Below are 17651 nucleotides of genomic sequence, written 5' to 3' on the forward strand. Positions count from 1 at the left end.
GACCCAGGCTCTGCCACGGGCTTGATGTCCCAAGGGAGGTTCGGTCTCCCATCCGCCACCGCATCTGGCAGTAAATCGCCAAAAGCGGATAAAGGGAAGTTACAAGGGGGGTGCTGCGGGCACTCTTCTGCAGTTGAGTTCGCTGCACCGCCGCCCTCTGTCACCTCCGGTGACATCTCCCACAAAGGGGGAGATTGGGAATTTACCGCAGCGCCTCACATTTCCCTCAACGCCGCAAACATCTCCGCAAAAGCCGCATCCGTCCGATAAAAGACCGGCGGACAACCGATCGGCGACGCAACCGTCACCTCTTCCCCGCCTGCATATTCGACGCCGCTCCATACATGCACCCACCTCGCCCCTTCCGGCAGATAAACGTTCCGCACATCCTGCGCCGCATGCCAGACCGGTGCCACCAGCAGTTCCGGGCCGTAAAGATAGGCATCCTGAATGGCGTAGGTCTTCGGGTCATGCTCGTAATGCAGAAAGAGCGGCCGCTGCACCGGCAGGCCACGGGCGGCGGCTTCCTTGGACAGCGTCTTCAGGTACGGCGTCAGGTGCACGTAGATCCGCGTCATCCGGGCGAAATGCTCCAGCACTTCCGGGTCCTGGTCGATCTGGATATTGTCGCGCGGACGGTTGCCCTCGTGGCTGCGCATGACCGGTGTGAAGGCCGCCATCTCGGCCCAGCGCATCAGCAGTTCCGGGGTGCGGACATTGCCGAACAGGCTCGTATAACCGCCGATATCGGAATGATGATAGGCGTTTCCGAGCAGGCCAGACGAGAGGGCTGCGCACATCACCGTGACGAGCCCGTCATGGCGCGAGAAGTCCACCGACTGGTCGCCACCCCACAGCAGCGGGCAATGTTTCTGCACGCCGGTAAAGCCGGCCCGCATGAAGAACAGCGCCTCGCCCGTCTTGCCGCGGCTGGCGATCGCCTTGGCGTTGACTTCGGCCCAGAGAGTCGGCCAGGCATTGTGCATCAGCTTGGCATCGATGCCGTTCGCAAGTTCCACATCGATCGGCAGGTATTCGCCGAAATCGGCCATCCAGCCGGTCAGCCCGAAATCCAGCATACGGCGGCCGATGACCTCCTCGGCGAACCAATCGGCCGCTTGCCGGTTGGTGAAATCGACGACGCCGCAATCGAACTCGCCGAAATCGACGATCGCCGTGCGGCCGAGCGGGTCCTTGGCGAAATAACCCGCGGCTTCCGCTTCCGGAAACAGCGAACCGTCGACGCAGAGATAGGGATTGACGTAACCGAGGAAACGGATGCCTTCGCCGTTCAGTTCGGCGATCCGCTCGTGCAGACCCGGATAACGCTGATCGTTCGCCTGCCAATCCCAGAACAACCGCGATCCGAACGAGGTCTGGCGAAGCCCGACCCAATCCTCGCACCAGAGACCGGAGACCTGCACGCCGGCATTGCGCATCTTTTCCAGCCGCTCGAAGGAATTGACGCCGTCCTTGAGGCCAATGATCGCGCCTTTGTAGACCCAGTCCGGCAGTTCCGGCTGCCGCCCGAACCGCAGCGACAGGGCCTCGACCAGCTCGACGAAATTCGGTGCGGCAAACAGCTCGATCCGCTCCGGCACCGCCCAGGTTTCGATCTCGTGAAAGGTCTTGCGCCGGAAATCGAAGACGGAATAGGCGGCCGTCTCCACATGCAGCGCATAGCGCGCCGAAGAAATGTAGGTCGGCTGCGGGTAGTTGGTGTTGTAATAGTCGCCGCCCGCCTTGTCCTTCAGGTCTGACTTGAAGGTGATCTCACTCGTCTTGTCGCGACCAACGCCGGGCTCCGAGGTCCACAGCGGAAAGCGGCGTCCGCGCATGTCGAAATAGGACATCTGCTCGCCGCCGCCCCAGACATGCTCGTCGTTGTCCGCATGAATTCGGATCCAGAAGCGGTTGATCGTTTCGTCCAATGACCGGAAATGCACGGCCGTTTCCGAGACGGTCAGTTCCAGGCGCGGCGCCCGGCCCTCGGCCTCAGAAAGGTTGATCGTGTTGCCGTCGATATCCGCGTGGCGCAATGCGCTGCGCTCGACGATGTAATCCTCGACCTCGAAATTGCCGCGGTACATGTCCATCCGCTCCTGCCCATGGCCGACGAATATGCAGGGCGAGGCAGCGCTGTGCCGCAGGATGCTGCGGCCATTCAGCGATATGGAAAAACCGTCTTGTGTCGTTTCGAATTTCATCTTGTCGGTACTCGATTGTTGTCTACCGCAGCCGCGATACGTATCGCGCCACGGAATGGTCGAACCATGTGCGGGAAACCTCGGCCAGTGCGCCATCCTGTGCCTGGCTCGTCCGGAGCACATGGGGGATCGGCGCACCCGGCTTCTGGCCGAAGGCCGGCGGCGCCCAGTCGGGCACGGTGCCGAGGTCGATCTTGTCTTCCGCCCTGACGATCCAAAGACCCAGCCGCGTGCGGTAGAAGAGGTAGAGGGATTCCGACAGGTCTTCCGGGGTGATCGCCGCCACATAGGAACCGTCGAGCCAGATCTCCTCGAGCGCCGCCACCTTGCCAGACAGCCGACGAATGCGGCGGATGCGATGGCCCTCCGGCGAAAAGCCGAACCTCGGCAGGTCCTTGGGTTTGTCGAGCCGCATCACATCGAGCAATTCCGCGGTCGGCAGACCGCCGCCCTGGATCAGTTCCAGCCGGAACATCGCATAAACGCTCTTCGGATCACTGATCGCCCGGACATAGTTTCCGGACCCCTGCACCCGTTCCAGCAGCCCGCGGTTCTGCAGTTCCGCCAGCGCCTTGCGCAGCGTGCCGACCGCAATGCCGAGCTGCACCGCCATGTCGCGCTCCGGCGCCAGCTTCTCCCCGTCGACAAGCCGGCCGGCCGCGATATCGCGAACCAGAAGTTCGGCGATTTGCAGATAGATCGGCAGGCTGCCCGGATAACTGTCCATAAGCCGCTCCCCCTCCCCGAGGAATGACGCATCGAAATTGATACACTATTGATTTACACGAACGCGGATGATATTCAAGTCCCAGGAGTCGAGGAGAATTTTGATGACCGTCGTGCCCATAACATCACAGGATCTCGATGCCGCCGAGGTATCGTGGTTCGCCGCTCTGTGCTCAGACGACTACGCCTATCTCGGCGTCCCGGATGACGCGTTGAAGTCCAGCTGGGAACATTGCTCCGACATCGTCCAGCGCGCCGAGACGCTCGGTTTCCGCAACATCCTCTGCCCTTCGTCTTACCAGGTCGGCCAGGACACGCTGAGCTTCGCCGCAGCCGCCTCGCAAATCACGAACCGGATCAATCTGCTGGCTGCCATCCGTTGCGGTGAGATGCAGCCGATCATGCTTGCCCGCACGGTCGCCACGCTCGACCACATGCTGAAGGGCCGGCTGACGCTCAACGTCATCAGCTCCGATTTCCCCGGCGAAGTCGCCGACAGCGCCTTCCGTTATCGCCGCAGCCACGAGGTCGTGCAAATCCTCCGCCAGGCCTGGACCCGCGACACGATCGACCACGAGGGCGAGGTCTACAATTTCAAGGGTATCACCACCGAGCCCGCCCGCCCCTACCAGCAGAACGGCGGCCCGCTTCTCTATTTCGGCGGCTATTCGCCGGATGCGCTAGAGCTCTGCGGCGCCCAGTGCGACGTCTACCTGATGTGGCCGGAAACCAGGGACCAGTTGGTCGAACGCATGAAGGCGGTCCATGCCCGCGCCTCGGCCCATGGCCGGACGCTGGACTACGGCCTGCGCGTCCACATGATCGTTCGCGACACAGAGAAGGAGGCCCGCGAATACGCGGAACACCTCGTCTCCAAGCTGGACGACGAATACGGCCAGTTGATCCGCAGCCGCGCCCATGACAGCACCTCGCTCGGCGTTTCGCATCAGGCGAAGGCCCGCGAACTCGCCGACAAGTTCGGCTACGTCGAACCTCACCTCTGGACCGGCATCGGTCGGGCTCGCTCCGGCTGCGGCGCGGCACTTGTCGGCTCCGCCGACCAGGTGCTTTCGGAAATCGAGGCGTATAAAAAGATGGGCATCCGGGCCTTCATCTTTTCGGGCTACCCGCATCTCGACGAGGCGGAACATTTCGGCCAGAAAGTCTTGCCCGAGCTCAAGACCTGTTCGCTGCCGCATGCCTATGGCCGCGTGCCGGCCGAGACACCCCCAACGCCGCTCGGCAACGGGAGACGACACTGATGGCCCCTCATCACCTAGACCGCATTCAACTTTCGCCCGATCTCCAGCTCAGCCGCCTCGTTTATGGCATGTGGCGGATCGGCGACGATGCTGATACCTCGCCGAAACATGTTCAGGCGAAGATCGAAGCCTGCCTGGCGCAGGGCATCACCACCATGGACCAGGCCGATATCTATGGCGGCTATACGGCGGAAGCGATTTTGGGCGGGGCGCTGAAGGCCTCGCCTTCGCTGCGCGACAAAATCGAGATCGTCACCAAATGCGGCATCGTCGCGCCGGCTGGCCGCCACTCCGCCGTCCGCGGCAAGCACTACGATACGAGCGCTGCCCATATCACCGCCTCGGTCGAGGCCTCGCTACGTGACATGGCGACGGACTATATCGATCTGCTGCTGATCCACCGGCCCGACCCGTTGATGGATCCGGACGAAACCGGCCCGGCGCTCGATGCACTGGTCGTATCCGGCAAGGTGCGTGCCGTCGGCGTCTCGAATTTCCGCCCCTGGGACTTCTCGCTGCTGCAATCCTCCATGGAAGCCGAACTCGTCACCAACCAGATCGAGATCAGCCTCCTCGCTGCCGAGGTATTCACCAATGGCGATCTTGCCTATCTGCAGGAGCGCAATATCGCGCCGATGGCCTGGTCACCGCTCGCCCGCGGCGGCATTTTCAAACCCGAACACCAGCCTTTGATGGCCGTGCTGGAACGGGTGGCGGCAGAGCAAGGCGTCGATGCGTCGGCTGTGGCGCTCGCCTGGCTGCTGCATCACCCGGCAAACATTCTTCCGATCATCGGAACCAACAATATCGCCCGCATCGCGACGAGCGCGGACGCCACCAAGGTGACGATCGACCGTCAGACCTGGTTCGAACTCTACACAGCCGCAATCGGAAAGCAGGTGCCATGATGATCACTGCCGACACCGCAAGCATATCCAGCGAACAGATCTTCATTCCGGATGCGTCGACCGCGCGGCATTATCGCAACGCGCTCGGGGCGTTCACGACCGGTGTGACTGTGGTGACGGCAACAACGCCGGATGGTCCGATCGGCATGACGGTCAACAGCTTCACCTCGGTGTCGCTCGATCCGCCGCTGGTTCTCTGGTCGCCGGCAAAGAGCTCGTCTCGTCATGGCGCCTTCACGGCGGCGAACCATTTCGCCATCCATGTGCTCAGCGCCGAACAGGATCTGCTCAGCGCCCGGTTCACCCGCGGCGGTCTCGGCTTTGAGGAGCTTTGCTGGAACCTGAACCGTGAAGGCGTGCCGGTCATACCCGGCACGCTCGCCCGTTTCGAATGCGAGCTGTCCTCGATGCACGATGCCGGCGATCATACGCTGATCCTCGGCCGCGTGCTGCGCGCAGCCCACCGCGAAGGCGATCCGCTGTGTTTTTCGCGCGGCACTTTCGGCCGTTTCGCAAGCACCACCAGCCAGTAAACAATAAAATCCGACACGGGAAATATTGACCCGCGGGCGCGGTTGGGCCAAGTCAGTTTTGCGACAAACCAGCCAGGACCGACAGGGCAATTCATGACAATCATCAGACCGGAGATCAGCGCCCGCGCCGCAGCAGCGCCCCGCAGCGGCATTGGCGAAATCGTCACCTATGCCCGAGGCCGCGAAAACCTGATGCCACTCTGGATCGGCGAAGGCGATCTGCCGACGCCCGATTTCATTACCCGCGCCGCCAGCGAAGCCCTGCTCGCCGGTGAGACCTTCTACACCTGGACGCAGGGCATCCCGGCGCTCCGCGAGTCGATCGTACGTTATTACCAGCGGCACTATGGACGGGACCTGTCGGTCGACAACATCTATGTCACCGGCTCCGGCATGCAGTCGATCGTGCTCGCCATCCAGACGGTGGCCTCCGCCGGCAACGAGATCGTTTACCTCTCTCCTGCCTGGCCGAATGTCGTCAACGCCATCGGTGTTTCGGAAGCCAAGCCGGTGACCGTCGAACTCGACTTTACCGACGGTCGCTGGGCGCTCGATATCGACCGGCTGAAGGCGGCGATCACCCCGAAGACCAGCGCCCTCTTCATCAACTCGCCCTCCAACCCGACCGGCTGGACCGCGACGCAAGACGACCTCAAGGCCGTCCTTGAACTCGCCCGCAAGCATGGCCTGTGGATCGTCGCCGACGAGATCTACGGCCTCTATTATTTCGAAGGCGCCCGCGCGCCGTCTTTCATGGACGTCATGGAGCCGGAAGACCGGATCATCTTCGCCAATTCCTTCTCGAAGAACTGGTGCATGACCGGCTGGCGGATCGGCTGGATGGTCGCGCCCGCTGAAATCGGCCAGACGCTGACCAACCTCATCCAGTATTCGACCTCGGGCGTCGCCCAGTTCATGCAGAAGGGCGCGATTGCCGCACTTGAGCAGGGCGACGAATTCGTCCGCACCAATATCGAGCGGGCGCGAAAATCCCGCGACATCCTCTGCGACGCGCTGATCGCCACCAACCGGGTGGAAACGCTGAAACCGGCGGGCGCACTTTATGCCTTCCTGAAGATCGACGGCGTCACCGACAGCCGCGAGGAAGCCTTCAGGATCGTCGACAAGACCGGTGTCGGCCTTGCCCCGGGAACCGCCTTCGGCCCAGGCGGCCAGGGTTTCATGCGGGCCTGTTTCCTGCGCGATCCGTTGCAGGTCGAGGATGCCGCGAACCGGCTCAGCGATTATATCCGCAGCCGGTAATCCGCCGGAGCCATCGATCCGGGTGCCACATGACTAGAATTCTATTGATCCTTGTCGTCACTCTGGCGAGCTTCGGTCCCGCCCGTGCCGAGGATGCTGAAGTCGAAGCCTGGGCCAAGGAAAAATGCGTCCGCTACGAGCGCGCCTGGAACCGGGCCAAGGATTTCATTGGGCTCGAGGGCGTTAGCGCCGAGTTCATCAAAGGCAACGAAAAGTTCATCGCCGATGGCTGTTCGAGCGGTGCGGACGTCTGCCCGCGCTCGCCCAAGGAGATCGAGCTCGCCAATGCGCTGACCATGGCGGCGATGAATTTCGGCACCGCGAGCAGTTTCCTGCCCTTCATCTGCCGCCAGCGGTAAGGGCTGCCGGCGATCAGTCCCCGAAATCCTCGGCTGCGGCGGAACGTCCGCCGGCAATGATCTCTCGTTTGCCGACATGGTTGGCGGGGCCGACCAGGCCTTCCTGCTCCATGCGCTCGACCAGCGATGCCGCGCGATTGTAGCCGACCGAGAGGCGGCGCTGGATATAGGAGGTCGAGCACTTGCGGTCCTTCATGACCACCTTGACGGCCTTGTCGTACAGTTCGTCGCTGTCGTCTCCTCCCATCGCGCTCTTGTCGAACACGGCTTCCTGGCTCGAAACGTCCTCGTCTTCCTCGGCGTCTTCATCCTCGGTAACCGTGCCGAGATAATCCGGCCGGCCTTGGGTCTTCAGGTGGCGGACCACCAGTTCGACTTCGGCATCCGAGACGAACGGGCCGTGGACGCGGGAAATCCGCCCGCCACCCGCCATATGCAGCATGTCGCCCTGGCCGAGCAGATGTTCGGCACCCTGCTCGCCGAGAATGGTGCGGCTGTCGATCTTCGACGTCACCTGGAAGGAGATGCGGGTCGGGAAATTGGCCTTGATCGTGCCGGTGATGACATCGACCGAGGGACGCTGGGTCGCCATGATCAGGTGGATGCCGGCGGCACGTGCCATCTGCGCCAGTCGCTGGATCGCACCTTCGATATCCTTGCCGGCGACCATCATCAGGTCGGCCATCTCGTCGACGATGACGACGATATAGGGCATGGGGGAGAGATCCATCTCCTGCTCTTCGTAGAGGATTTCGCCCGTCTGCCGGTCGAAGCCCGCCTGGACGCTGACGGAGATGACCTCGCCTTTTTCGCGGGCGCTTGCGGCACGCTGATTGTAGCCGTCGATATTGCGTACGGCCAGGCGCGACATCTTCTTGTAGCGATCCTCCATCTCGCGGACCGCCCATTTCAGCGCCAGGACGGCCTTCTTGGGATCGGTCACGACAGGAGTCAGCAGGTGCGGGATGCCGTCATAGACGGAAAGCTCCAGCATCTTCGGATCGATCATGATCAGCCGGCACTCCTCCGGCCGAAGCCGGTAGAGAAGCGACAGGATCATCGTATTGATGGCGACCGATTTGCCCGAGCCGGTGGTGCCGGCGACAAGCAGATGCGGCATCTTGGCGAGCTCGGCGATAACAGGTTCGCCGCCGATCGTCTTGCCGAGGCAGAGCGCCAGCCTGTGCTTGGTCTCCCAATAGTCCTCGCACTCGATCAGTTCGCGAAAATAGACGGTTTCGCGCGTCGCGTTCGGCAGTTCGATGCCGATGACGTTGCGGCCGGGTACTACGGCGACGCGGGCCGACAGCGCCGACATCGACCGGGCGATATCGTCCGCAAGGCCGATGACACGGGAGGATTTGACGCCGGGCGCCGGCTCGAATTCGTAAAGCGTCACGACCGGACCCGGCCGCACATCGATGATCTCACCGCGGATGCCGAAATCCTCGAGGATGCTTTCGAGCAGGCCGGCGCTCTGCTGCAGCGCATCCGGCTGCATGGCCTGGCCACGCTCGCCCTGCGGTTCCTGGAGCAGTGAGATCGGCGGGAATTCGTATTCCGCTTCCGCCGGCCGCACGGTCCGCGGACGTGCGATTTCGGGTTGGACGGGAGCCGGTTGCAGGGCAACAGGCTCCGCGGCCATGACCGGCGCGGGTACGGGTACCTGCTGCGCGACAGGGGCAGGCACGGGTGCGACGACGACCGGTGTCTTGGTTTTCGCCACGCGTTGCGGAGCGGCCTGAACCGGTTCGGGTGCCTTGACCGGCTCCGGTCTCGGAGACGGCGCGACGACCACGGTCCTGGCTGCCGTCCTGCGCGGCACTTCGCGATAGAGATCCGTGACCGGGGCGCCGGGTTGCGCCACGACGATCGGCAACACCTGCGATTCGACCGGTCGGGCTTCGTCCTCAACGACATTTGGCCCTTCGAGCTCGAACGGCATCGCGTCCCAGAAGGCGAAATCGGAGATCGCGATGTCCTGGCGCGGCGCCACGAGAGGTGTCGCCTTCTGAACCGGTTCGGGCCGCGTTACGATCACCGAATGCGTTTCCGGCACGTGATAACGCATCGTCGCGGCAAGCTGCTGCAGGCCTGCGATCTGTTCGAGGGGGGCGGCGGACGGCTGATAGGTTACCGGCGAATCATGAGTGGCAGCTGTCAGGAACACTTCGGACGGAATCACTTCGATCTCTTCGGCAACAGGCATATTGACCGGCCCTTCGGGAGCCTGTCCGGCATTCGCCTTGCGGGTGAGCACACTTTCGGGCGTGCGGGTGAACCGCACATTCGGCGCCAGTCGGAAAGCCGCCTGCCAAGGCGCCTGCTCCAGAACCGGTTGATTGAAATCCGCAAGGCTCTGCGCGGGACGAGGCTGCTGCGCCGCGTCGACGGCATCGTCTTCGGCGTTAGGGAGGTCAGAACTCTGGGGATGATTATTGCGTGAGAACTGCATGACAACCAGACGAGATACGGGAACGGCACATTCTCACAGGAAGTAGAAAATAAAGGTTAACCGGTTCTTTCCACGCGATGGATGATGGCACGATTTGATTAGCGGATTAGCAGGCTTGCCAAGATTGCTGCGCTGCGTCATTCCTATAAGGATGCCGGCACCCGATCTCACCATTCTGGTTATCGATGAAAATGCCATCCGCGCTTCCATCATCGAGGAAGGGCTGCGGGAGGCTGGGCATAGCAAAGTCACGGTCATTCACGAGGTCCAGGGCGTCGCGCGCATCATCGAAACGTTGAAGCCGGACGTTATCGTCATCGATATCGAGAACCCCAACCGTGACATGATGGAGCATCTGTTCCAGCTCACCCGCACCGTCAGCCGGCCGATCGCCATGTTCGTCGACCGTTCCGATACGGCCCTGATCGAGGCGGCGATGGATGCGGGCGTCTCGGCCTATGTGGTCGACGGGTTGAAGAAGGAACGCGTCAAGGCGATCCTCGACATGGCGGTCAGCCGCTTCAACGCCTTCAGCCGGCTTCAGCGGGAACTCGCGGAGGCGAAGTCGGCGCTCGAGGAACGCAAGGTGATCGAACGCGCCAAGGGTATCCTCATGAAGATGCGCGGCCTTTCCGAAGAGGATGCCTTCGCTCTGCTGCGCCAGACGGCGATGAACGAAAAGAAGAAGATATCGGATATCGCCCAGAGCGTTGTGACTGCCGCGGGCTTGTTGATGTGATGATGTCGAGTACCGAAATGTCCGGGAGAAAGCCGGAGTGAACATGATGACCAAGACCGACCGATCCGGAAGCAATCTCGGCGCCCCTGCCCGCGCCGACGGTGAAGGGCCCAAAGTCCTGCGAGCCGGCTTTATTCCGCTGGTGGATGCATCCGTGCTGATCGCCGCCGCCGAATTCGGCTTTGCCGCGAAGGAAGGACTGACGCTCGATCTGGTCAAGGACGTTTCCTGGGCCAATGTCCGCGACCGCCTCGCCTTCCGCCAGTTCGACATCGCCCACATGCTGTCGCCGATGCCCGTCGCCTCGATGCTCGGCCTCGGCTCCAACCCCTCGCCGACCATCACGCCGTTTTCGCTCGGCCGCGGCGGCAATGCCATCACGCTCTCGACCCGCCTCTTCGACCGGATGCGCGAGACGGCCGGTCTTTCCGAGACTGCGGGAGCGCTGGAAAATGCCCAGGCTCTGGCAACCGTGATCCGCAGCATGAAGGCCAATGCCGAGACCCTGCCGACGCTCGGCATGACCTATCCGTTCTCTTCGCACAATTATGAATTCCGCTACTGGCTCGCCGCCGGCGGCATCGATCCGGACCGTGACGTCAAGCTTGTCGTCGTTCCGCCACCGCTGACATCGGATGCGCTGGCAGCCGGCGCTATCGACGGTTTCTGTGTCGGCGCGCCTTGGAACATGGTCGCCTCCGAACGCGGTGTCGGCCGCATCGTCGCCGCCAAGCAGGACATCTGGCCGTCGGCGCCGGAAAAGGTGATCGCCATGCGGCCGCAATGGGCCGAAAGCCATCCCGAAACCGTTTCCCGCCTGATCGTGGCGCTCGATGCCGCAGCCCGCTGGTGCGACAAGGCGGAGAACCATGATGCGCTGGCGGAAGTCCTGGCCGGCCCCCGCTTCATCGGCGCCCCGGTCAATATCATCCGTCACGTATTGTCCGGCGAATTCAGCCTCGACGCCAAGGGCAACCGGCGCGTCATCGCCGACTATTTCACCTTCCATCGCGGCTTTGCGAACTACCCGCGGCCAAGCCACGCATTGTGGCTCTACAGCCAGATGATCCGCTGGGGCCAGGTAGAGTTCAGCGAGGACGGTTTGGCCGCCGCGGCGGCGGCCTATCGTCCCGATCTCTATCGGACCGCGCTCGGCATCGGGCCGACGCAACCCGACATCGGCGTCGAAGGCGATCGCGACGGCGACCGCTTTATGGACGGCCATGTCTTCGACCCTTCCGAGGTTTCGACCTATGTCGAAAATTTCGCCGTCAGCAGCTCTCTCGCAATCCCCGCCGACCGCGACGAGGTCTGATCTTCCGAGATGTGCTGCACAGCAATTGCGCGCATTCAATTTAGCAACCGCACAAAAATATTGCAGTCGCACAGATTGCCGACAATTTAAGCCAAAAGTTTCATAGAAGAAATTCATTTCATTTTCAACGGCCTAGAAGATTACATTGGACTTGGCACGCCGCTTGCTTCTTCATAATCGCCCCAGTCAATGGCGATTGGAGCAGATAAGCGCGCGATAAGCGCTTCCAGAGACATCGACGTCGCAAGGTTTTTGCTGCCCGGAAACTCCTCCCAGTTTCCGCAGGCGCAATCTCCAAGCGGCGTTTTTTTGTGCCTGAATTCCTAAGAACCAGCAGAGGGAACCTGCGCATGACCAAGATTTCGAAGACTGGGATTTTGACGAGCGGCATCACCCGCCGCAGCCTGATCAAGACCACAGCCACTGTCGCCCTCGTCGGCGCCGTCAAGACCGCATTCCCGTCCGGCGCCTTCGCAGCCGGGGCCGGCCCGGAAGTCAAAGGCATCAAGCTCGGCTACATCGCGCTCACCGACGCCGCCCCGCTGGTCATCGCCAAGGAAAAGGGTTTCTTCGACAAGCACGGCCTCCCCGATGTCGACGTCGCCAAGCAGGCTTCCTGGGGTGCGACCCGCGACAACCTCGTGCTTGGCGGTGCCGCCAACGGCATCGACGGCGCCCATATCCTCTCGCCGCTCCCCTACCTGATGCACACCGGCAAGGTGACCCAGAACAACAAGCCGGTGCCGATGGCGATTCTCGCCCGCCTCAACCTCGACAGCCAGGGCATTTCGGTCGCCAAGGAATATGCCGAGACCGGCGTGCAGCTCGATGCCTCCAAGCTGAAGGCGGCGTTTGAGAAGAAGAAGGCGGAGGGCAAGGAGATCAAGGCCGCCATGACCTTCCCGGGCGGCACCCATGACCTCTGGATCCGCTACTGGCTCGCCGCCGGCGGCATCGACCCCAACAAGGACGTCTCGACCATCGTCGTGCCGCCGCCGCAGATGGTGGCGAATATGAAGGTCGGCAACATGGACGTCTTCTGTGTCGGCGAACCCTGGAACGAGCAGCTCGTCAACCAGGGCATCGGCTTCACCGCCGCCACCACCGGCGAACTCTGGAAGGGCCATCCGGAAAAGGCGCTCGGCCTGCGCGCCGACTGGATCGAGAAGAATCCGAACGCCGCCAAGGCTCTGCTGATGGCTGTCATGGAGGCCCAGCAATGGTGCGAAAGCATGGACAACAAGGCGGAGATGGCCGAGATCCTCGGACGCCGCCAGTGGTTCAACGTGCCGCCGAAGGACGTCCTCGGACGCCTGAAGGGCGATATCAACTACGGCAACGGCCGCATGGTTCCGGGCACCGACCTGTACATGAAGTTCTGGAAGGACGGCGCGTCCTATCCGTTCAAGAGCCATGACACCTGGTTCATGGCCGAGAACATCCGCTGGGGTTACCTTCCGGGCAATACCGACATCAAGGCGCTGGTCAACCAGGTGAACCGCGAGGACATCTGGCGCGATGCCGCCAAGGATCTCGGTGTCGCGGCAGCCGACATCCCGGCTTCCTCCTCGCGCGGCAAGGAAACCTTCTTCGACGGCAAGGTCTTCGATCCGGAAAACCCCTCGGCCTATCTCGACAGCCTTTCCATCAAGGCCGCGTCCTGATTTCCCCACCTCCGGCGCGTGGACGCACGCGCCGGCCTTTTCCCTTTCTAAGGAGCGCGCAGATGTCCGCCCTGGCAAAAAAAGAAAATGTTTCCGCAGTCGCCACCGCAAAGCCGGCAGCAACTATCGTCCCCTTTTCCGGCAAGCCCGTATCGAGGATCGATTTCAAGCAGATCGGCATGACGACACTGCGCAACGTCGTGCCGCCGGTTATCGTGCTGGCGCTGATCCTGCTCGTCTGGCAAGTCCTCTGTTCGGCGCCGAATGCCTCGCTTCCTTCGCCGCATGTCGTTTGGCAGCAAAGCTATGACCTGATCGTCTCGCCATTCTTCTACAACGGTTCGCAGGATATCGGCCTGGGGCTGCGCGTCCTCGTGTCGCTGCAGCGCGTCGCCTATGGCTTCGGTCTTGCGTCTGTAGCCGGGGTGTTGATCGGCGCGATCATCGGCCAATCCGTCTGGGCGATGCGCGGGCTCGACCCGATCTTCCAGGTGCTGCGCACCGTGCCGCCACTCGCCTGGCTGCCGCTGTCGCTCGCCGCCTTCCAGGACTCGAACCCCTCTGCGATCTTCGTGATCTTCATCACCTCGATCTGGCCTGTCATCATCAACACCGCCGTCGGCGTGCGCAACATCCCGCAGGATTATCGCAACGTCGCGCAGGTGCTGCGGCTGAACCAGATCGAATTCTTCTTCAAGATCATGCTGCCGTCGGCCGCCCCGTACATCTTCACCGGCCTCAGGATCGGAATCGGCCTCTCGTGGCTGGCGATCGTCGCCGCCGAGATGCTGACCGGCGGCGTCGGCATCGGCTTCTTCATCTGGGATGCGTGGAACTCTTCGCGCCTGCCCGACATCATCGTCGCGCTGGCCTATATCGGCGTCGTCGGCTTCGCCCTCGACAAGCTGGTTTCCGCGCTCGGCAAGATCATCACCCGCGGCGCTTCGGCAAACTGAGGAGCGGACCATGAACGCCTATCTGAAGCTCGACCATATCGACAAACATTTTGACCGCGGCGGCAATCGTGCCGAAGTTCTGAAGGATATCAACCTGACGATCTCCAAGGCCGAGTTCGTTTCGATCATCGGCCATTCCGGCTGCGGCAAGTCCACGCTCCTCAACCTCATCGCCGGTCTGACGCCCGTCTCGGCAGGTGCTGTCCTGCTCGAAAATCGTGAGGTCAACGCACCGGGGCCGGAACGCGCCGTCGTTTTCCAGAACCATTCGCTGCTGCCCTGGCTGACGGTCTACGAAAACGTCAACCTCGCCGTCTCAAAGGTCTTCGGCCGCACCAAGAGCCGGACCGAACGGCACGAATGGGTCATGGCCAATCTGGACCTCGTGCAGATGGCCCATGCCAAGGACAAGCGCCCATCCGAGATTTCGGGCGGCATGAAGCAGCGCGTCGGCATTGCCCGGGCACTCGCCATGGAACCGAAGATCCTGCTGCTCGACGAGCCCTTCGGCGCGCTGGACGCGCTGACTCGTGCCCACCTGCAGGACGCGGTCATGGAGATCCATTCGCGGCTCGGCAACACGATGGTGATGATCACCCACGATGTCGACGAGGCAGTACTGCTTTCCGACCGCATCGTGATGATGACCAACGGCCCGGCCGCCAAGATCGGCGAGGTGCTCGACGTGCCGATCCCCCGGCCGCGCAACCGCATCGAGCTTGCTTCCGACCGTACGTATCTCAAGTGCCGCGAGGCAGTGCTGAAATTCCTCTACGAACGCCACCGCTTCGTTGAAGCCGCGGAGTAAAAACCATGACAGAAAAACTCATCATCATCGGCAATGGCATGGCGCCGGGACGCATGCTGGAACACCTCTTCGAACAGGCGCCCGGCCGCTACGACGTCACGATCTTCAACGCCGAACCACGCGTCAACTACGACCGCATCATGCTCTCGCCGGTGCTTTCCGGCGAAAAGAGCTTCGAGCAGATCGTCATCCATGGCGACGGCTGGTACATCGACCACGGCATCACGCTCTACAAGGGCCACAAGATCGTCGCGATCGACCGGGCGGCGAAGACCGTTACCTCCGATCACGGCGTCACTGAAAGCTACGACAAGCTGGTGATCGCCACCGGCTCGGTGCCGTTCATCATCCCGGTACCGGGCAAGGACCTGCCGGGCGTCATCACTTATCGCGACCTCGACGACGTCCAGGCCATGCTTCTCGCCGCCCAGTCGCGCGAAAAGGCGATCGTCATCGGCGGCGGTCTGCTCGGTCTCGAAGCGGCAGCCGGTCTTGCCCAGCGCGGCATGGACGTGACCGTGCTGCACGTGATGCCGACGCTGATGGAGCGCCAGCTCGATCCGGCCGCCGGTTACCTGCTGCAGAAGGCCGTCGAAGAACGCGGCATCAAGGTGATCTGCAAGGCCAATACCAAACAGATCATCGGCAATGGCAAGGTCGAGGGCGTCGAACTCGACAACGGCACGATCATCCCGGCGACGCTGGTGGTCATGGCCGTCGGCATCCGCCCGAGCGCCGGCCTCGCCAAGCAAGCAGGCCTTGCGGTCAATCGCGGCATCGTCGTCGATGCGGGAATGCAGACGTCTGACGGCGACATCTATTCCATCGGCGAATGCGCCGAAGTGGGCGGCATGGTCTATGGTCTCGTCGCACCGCTCTACGAAATGGCCCGCATCGCGGCATCGCATCTGGCAGGCGATACGAAGCCGGCTTTCGTGCATTCCGACACGCCCACCAAACTCAAGGTCACCGGCATCGACCTCTATTCGCTCGGCGACTTCGCCGACGGTGACGATCGGCAGGAAATCGTGCTGCGCGATGCTACCGCCGGCATCTACAAGCGCCTCGTCCTGAAGGACAACCGCATCATCGGCACGGTTCTTTACGGCGAGACCTCAGACGGCGCCTGGTTCAACGACCTGAAGAAGAAGGCGACCGATATCACGGAGATGCGCGATACGCTGATCTTCGGCCAGGCCTACCAGGGAGGGTCCCCGCTGGACCCTATGGCGGCCGTTGCAGCCTTGCCGGATGATGCGGAAATCTGCGGCTGCAACGGCGTCTGCAAGGGCAAGATCACCTCGACCATTACCGCCAAGGGCCTGACATCGCTCGACGACGTGCGCGCCCACACCAAGGCTTCCGCCTCCTGCGGCACCTGCACCGGCCTCGTCGAACAGCTGATGGCTCTGACGCTTGGCGACGCCTACAATCCTAAGGCTGTGCAGCCGATGTGCACCTGCACCGAACTTGGCCACGACGACGTCCGCCGCCTGATCAAGGCGAAGGGCCTGAAGACCATCCCCGCGGTCATGCAGGAACTGGAATGGAAGACCTCCTGCGGCTGCGCTAAATGCCGCCCGGCGCTCAACTATTACCTCGTCTGCGACTGGCCGGATGAATATGCCGACGATTACCAGTCGCGCTACATCAACGAACGCGTCCACGCCAATATCCAGAAGGACGGCACCTATTCCGTCGTGCCGCGGATGTGGGGCGGCGTCACCAACTCGAACGAACTGCGCGCCATCGCAGACGTCGTCGACAAGTTCGAGATCCCGATGGTGAAGGTCACCGGCGGCCAGCGCATCGACCTTCTCGGCATCGAGAAGGAAGACCTGCCTGCCGTCTGGGCCGATCTGGGCAAGGCCGGCTTCATCTCCGGCCAGGCCTATGCCAAGGGCCTGCGCACGGTGAAGACCTGCGTCGGCTCCGATTGGTGCCGCTTCGGCACGCAGGATTCGACCGGCCTCGGCATCCGCATCGAGAAATTCATGTGGGGCTCCTGGACACCGGCCAAGCTGAAAATGGCGGTCTCCGGGTGTCCGCGCAACTGTGCGGAAGCGACCTGCAAGGACATCGGCGTCATCTGCGTGGACTCGGGCTTCGAGATCCATTTCGCCGGCGCCGCAGGCCTCGACATCAAGGGCACCGAAGTGCTCGGACTGGTGAAGACCGAGGACGAGGCGCTCGAATACATCGTCGCACTTACGCAGATGTACCGCGAACAGGGTCGTTATCTCGAGCGCATCTACAAATGGGCGAAGCGCATCGGCCTCGACGAAATCCGCCGGCAGATCATGACCGATACGGAGAAGCGCGAGGCCTACTACGAGCGTTTCGTCTTCTCCCAGAAATTCGCCCAGGTCGACCCGTGGTCGGAGCGTGTCTCCGGCAAGGACAAACACGAGTTCCGGCCGATGGCGACAGTCGGTTACTCGCATGCAGCCGAGTGA

14 protein-coding genes are annotated in these 17651 nt (G+C 62.4%); 11 read left to right on the forward strand and 3 right to left on the reverse strand.

Translation table 11 applies throughout. From position 1 onward, the window contains the following. Window positions 1–215: 215 nt before the first annotated feature. Together MOV63_RS07595 and MOV63_RS07600 are read right to left on the reverse strand one after the other, a co-directional pair. The gene (locus MOV63_RS07595) at window positions 216–2330 is read right to left on the reverse strand and encodes an alpha-glucosidase (RefSeq protein ID WP_309500817.1); all 2115 of its coding nucleotides are present in this window, start codon (window positions 2328–2330) and stop codon (window positions 216–218) included. Further along, window positions 2230–2934: a GntR family transcriptional regulator gene (locus MOV63_RS07600; RefSeq protein ID WP_247033080.1), complete on the reverse strand. Its 705-nt coding sequence runs from the start codon at window positions 2932–2934 to the stop codon at window positions 2230–2232. Before MOV63_RS07600 ends, MOV63_RS07595 begins: the two co-directional genes overlap by 101 nt. A gap of 103 nt (window positions 2935–3037) precedes the next feature. Here MOV63_RS07600 and MOV63_RS07605 point away from each other — a divergent pair, with 103 nt between their 5' ends. From MOV63_RS07605 to MOV63_RS07625, 5 genes are all read left to right on the forward strand, one after another. Then, window positions 3038–4195 (forward strand): LLM class flavin-dependent oxidoreductase, encoded by a 1158-nt coding sequence (locus MOV63_RS07605; protein ID WP_247033081.1) that lies wholly within the window; start codon window positions 3038–3040, stop codon window positions 4193–4195. Next, entirely contained in the window at window positions 4195–5103 is a 909-nt protein-coding gene (locus tag MOV63_RS07610; RefSeq protein WP_247033084.1) for an aldo/keto reductase family oxidoreductase, read from the forward strand. The genes MOV63_RS07605 and MOV63_RS07610 overlap by 1 nt, the downstream gene beginning before the upstream one ends. Beyond that, window positions 5100–5636 carry a flavin reductase family protein gene (locus MOV63_RS07615; RefSeq protein WP_247033086.1) on the forward strand — a complete coding sequence of 179 codons (537 nt, stop codon included), beginning with the start codon at window positions 5100–5102 and terminating at the stop codon, window positions 5634–5636. Before MOV63_RS07610 ends, MOV63_RS07615 begins: the two co-directional genes overlap by 4 nt. A gap of 93 nt (window positions 5637–5729) precedes the next feature. After that, window positions 5730–6899, forward strand: a complete 1170-nt coding sequence (locus tag MOV63_RS07620; protein WP_247033087.1) for a pyridoxal phosphate-dependent aminotransferase — start codon at window positions 5730–5732, stop codon at window positions 6897–6899. A gap of 29 nt (window positions 6900–6928) precedes the next feature. Beyond that, window positions 6929–7258, forward strand: coding sequence for a hypothetical protein (locus MOV63_RS07625; RefSeq protein ID WP_247033089.1), 330 nt, complete (start codon window positions 6929–6931; stop codon window positions 7256–7258). 13 nt (window positions 7259–7271) lie between these two features. On the opposite strand, the gene MOV63_RS07630 is transcribed toward MOV63_RS07625, so the two are convergent. Beyond that, window positions 7272–9713: a DNA translocase FtsK gene (locus MOV63_RS07630; protein ID WP_247033091.1), complete on the reverse strand. Its 2442-nt coding sequence runs from the start codon at window positions 9711–9713 to the stop codon at window positions 7272–7274. Window positions 9714–9864: 151 nt separating this feature from the next. Here MOV63_RS07630 and MOV63_RS07635 point away from each other — a divergent pair, with 151 nt between their 5' ends. The 6 genes from MOV63_RS07635 to nirB all read left to right on the forward strand — a co-directional run bounded on the left by MOV63_RS07635 (window position 9865) and on the right by nirB (window position 17651). Then, window positions 9865–10452, forward strand: a complete 588-nt coding sequence (locus MOV63_RS07635; RefSeq protein ID WP_038545908.1) for an ANTAR domain-containing response regulator — start codon at window positions 9865–9867, stop codon at window positions 10450–10452. A gap of 37 nt (window positions 10453–10489) precedes the next feature. Then, complete coding sequence (locus tag MOV63_RS07640; protein ID WP_247033093.1) at window positions 10490–11767, forward strand: CmpA/NrtA family ABC transporter substrate-binding protein; 1278 nt, start codon at window positions 10490–10492, stop codon at window positions 11765–11767. 350 nt (window positions 11768–12117) lie between these two features. Beyond that, a complete protein-coding gene (locus MOV63_RS07645) occupies window positions 12118–13431 on the forward strand; it encodes a CmpA/NrtA family ABC transporter substrate-binding protein (RefSeq protein ID WP_038545911.1) in 1314 nt (437 codons plus the stop codon). Between the two features lie 62 nt (window positions 13432–13493). Then, window positions 13494–14387 carry a nitrate ABC transporter permease gene (ntrB, locus tag MOV63_RS07650; protein WP_038545914.1) on the forward strand — a complete coding sequence of 298 codons (894 nt, stop codon included), beginning with the start codon at window positions 13494–13496 and terminating at the stop codon, window positions 14385–14387. A 10-nt stretch (window positions 14388–14397) separates the two neighbouring features. Beyond that, a complete protein-coding gene (locus tag MOV63_RS07655; RefSeq protein WP_038545917.1) occupies window positions 14398–15195 on the forward strand; it encodes an ABC transporter ATP-binding protein in 798 nt (265 codons plus the stop codon). Window positions 15196–15200: 5 nt separating this feature from the next. Beyond that, window positions 15201–17651 (forward strand): nitrite reductase large subunit NirB, encoded by a 2451-nt coding sequence (gene nirB / locus MOV63_RS07660; RefSeq protein ID WP_247033095.1) that lies wholly within the window; start codon window positions 15201–15203, stop codon window positions 17649–17651.

The organism is Neorhizobium sp. SHOUNA12A (assembly GCF_023006505.1).
GTDB lineage: Bacteria > Pseudomonadota > Alphaproteobacteria > Rhizobiales > Rhizobiaceae > Neorhizobium.

Coding starts and splice junctions, on each gene's coding strand:
- MOV63_RS07630 (WP_247033091.1), bottom strand. CDS start 9,713: ATGCAGTTCTCACGCAATAATCATCCCCAGAGTTCTGACCTCCCTAAC.
- MOV63_RS07600 (WP_247033080.1), bottom strand. CDS start 2,934: ATGGACAGTTATCCGGGCAGCCTGCCGATCTATCTGCAAATCGCCGAA.
- nirB (WP_247033095.1), top strand. CDS start 15,201: ATGACAGAAAAACTCATCATCATCGGCAATGGCATGGCGCCGGGACGC.
- MOV63_RS07645 (WP_038545911.1), top strand. CDS start 12,118: ATGACCAAGATTTCGAAGACTGGGATTTTGACGAGCGGCATCACCCGC.
- MOV63_RS07610 (WP_247033084.1), top strand. CDS start 4,195: ATGGCCCCTCATCACCTAGACCGCATTCAACTTTCGCCCGATCTCCAG.
- MOV63_RS07620 (WP_247033087.1), top strand. CDS start 5,730: ATGACAATCATCAGACCGGAGATCAGCGCCCGCGCCGCAGCAGCGCCC.
- MOV63_RS07625 (WP_247033089.1), top strand. CDS start 6,929: ATGACTAGAATTCTATTGATCCTTGTCGTCACTCTGGCGAGCTTCGGT.
- MOV63_RS07615 (WP_247033086.1), top strand. CDS start 5,100: ATGATGATCACTGCCGACACCGCAAGCATATCCAGCGAACAGATCTTC.
- ntrB (WP_038545914.1), top strand. CDS start 13,494: ATGTCCGCCCTGGCAAAAAAAGAAAATGTTTCCGCAGTCGCCACCGCA.
- MOV63_RS07595 (WP_309500817.1), bottom strand. CDS start 2,330: ATGTGCTCCGGACGAGCCAGGCACAGGATGGCGCACTGGCCGAGGTTT.
- MOV63_RS07655 (WP_038545917.1), top strand. CDS start 14,398: ATGAACGCCTATCTGAAGCTCGACCATATCGACAAACATTTTGACCGC.
- MOV63_RS07635 (WP_038545908.1), top strand. CDS start 9,865: ATGCCGGCACCCGATCTCACCATTCTGGTTATCGATGAAAATGCCATC.
- MOV63_RS07605 (WP_247033081.1), top strand. CDS start 3,038: ATGACCGTCGTGCCCATAACATCACAGGATCTCGATGCCGCCGAGGTA.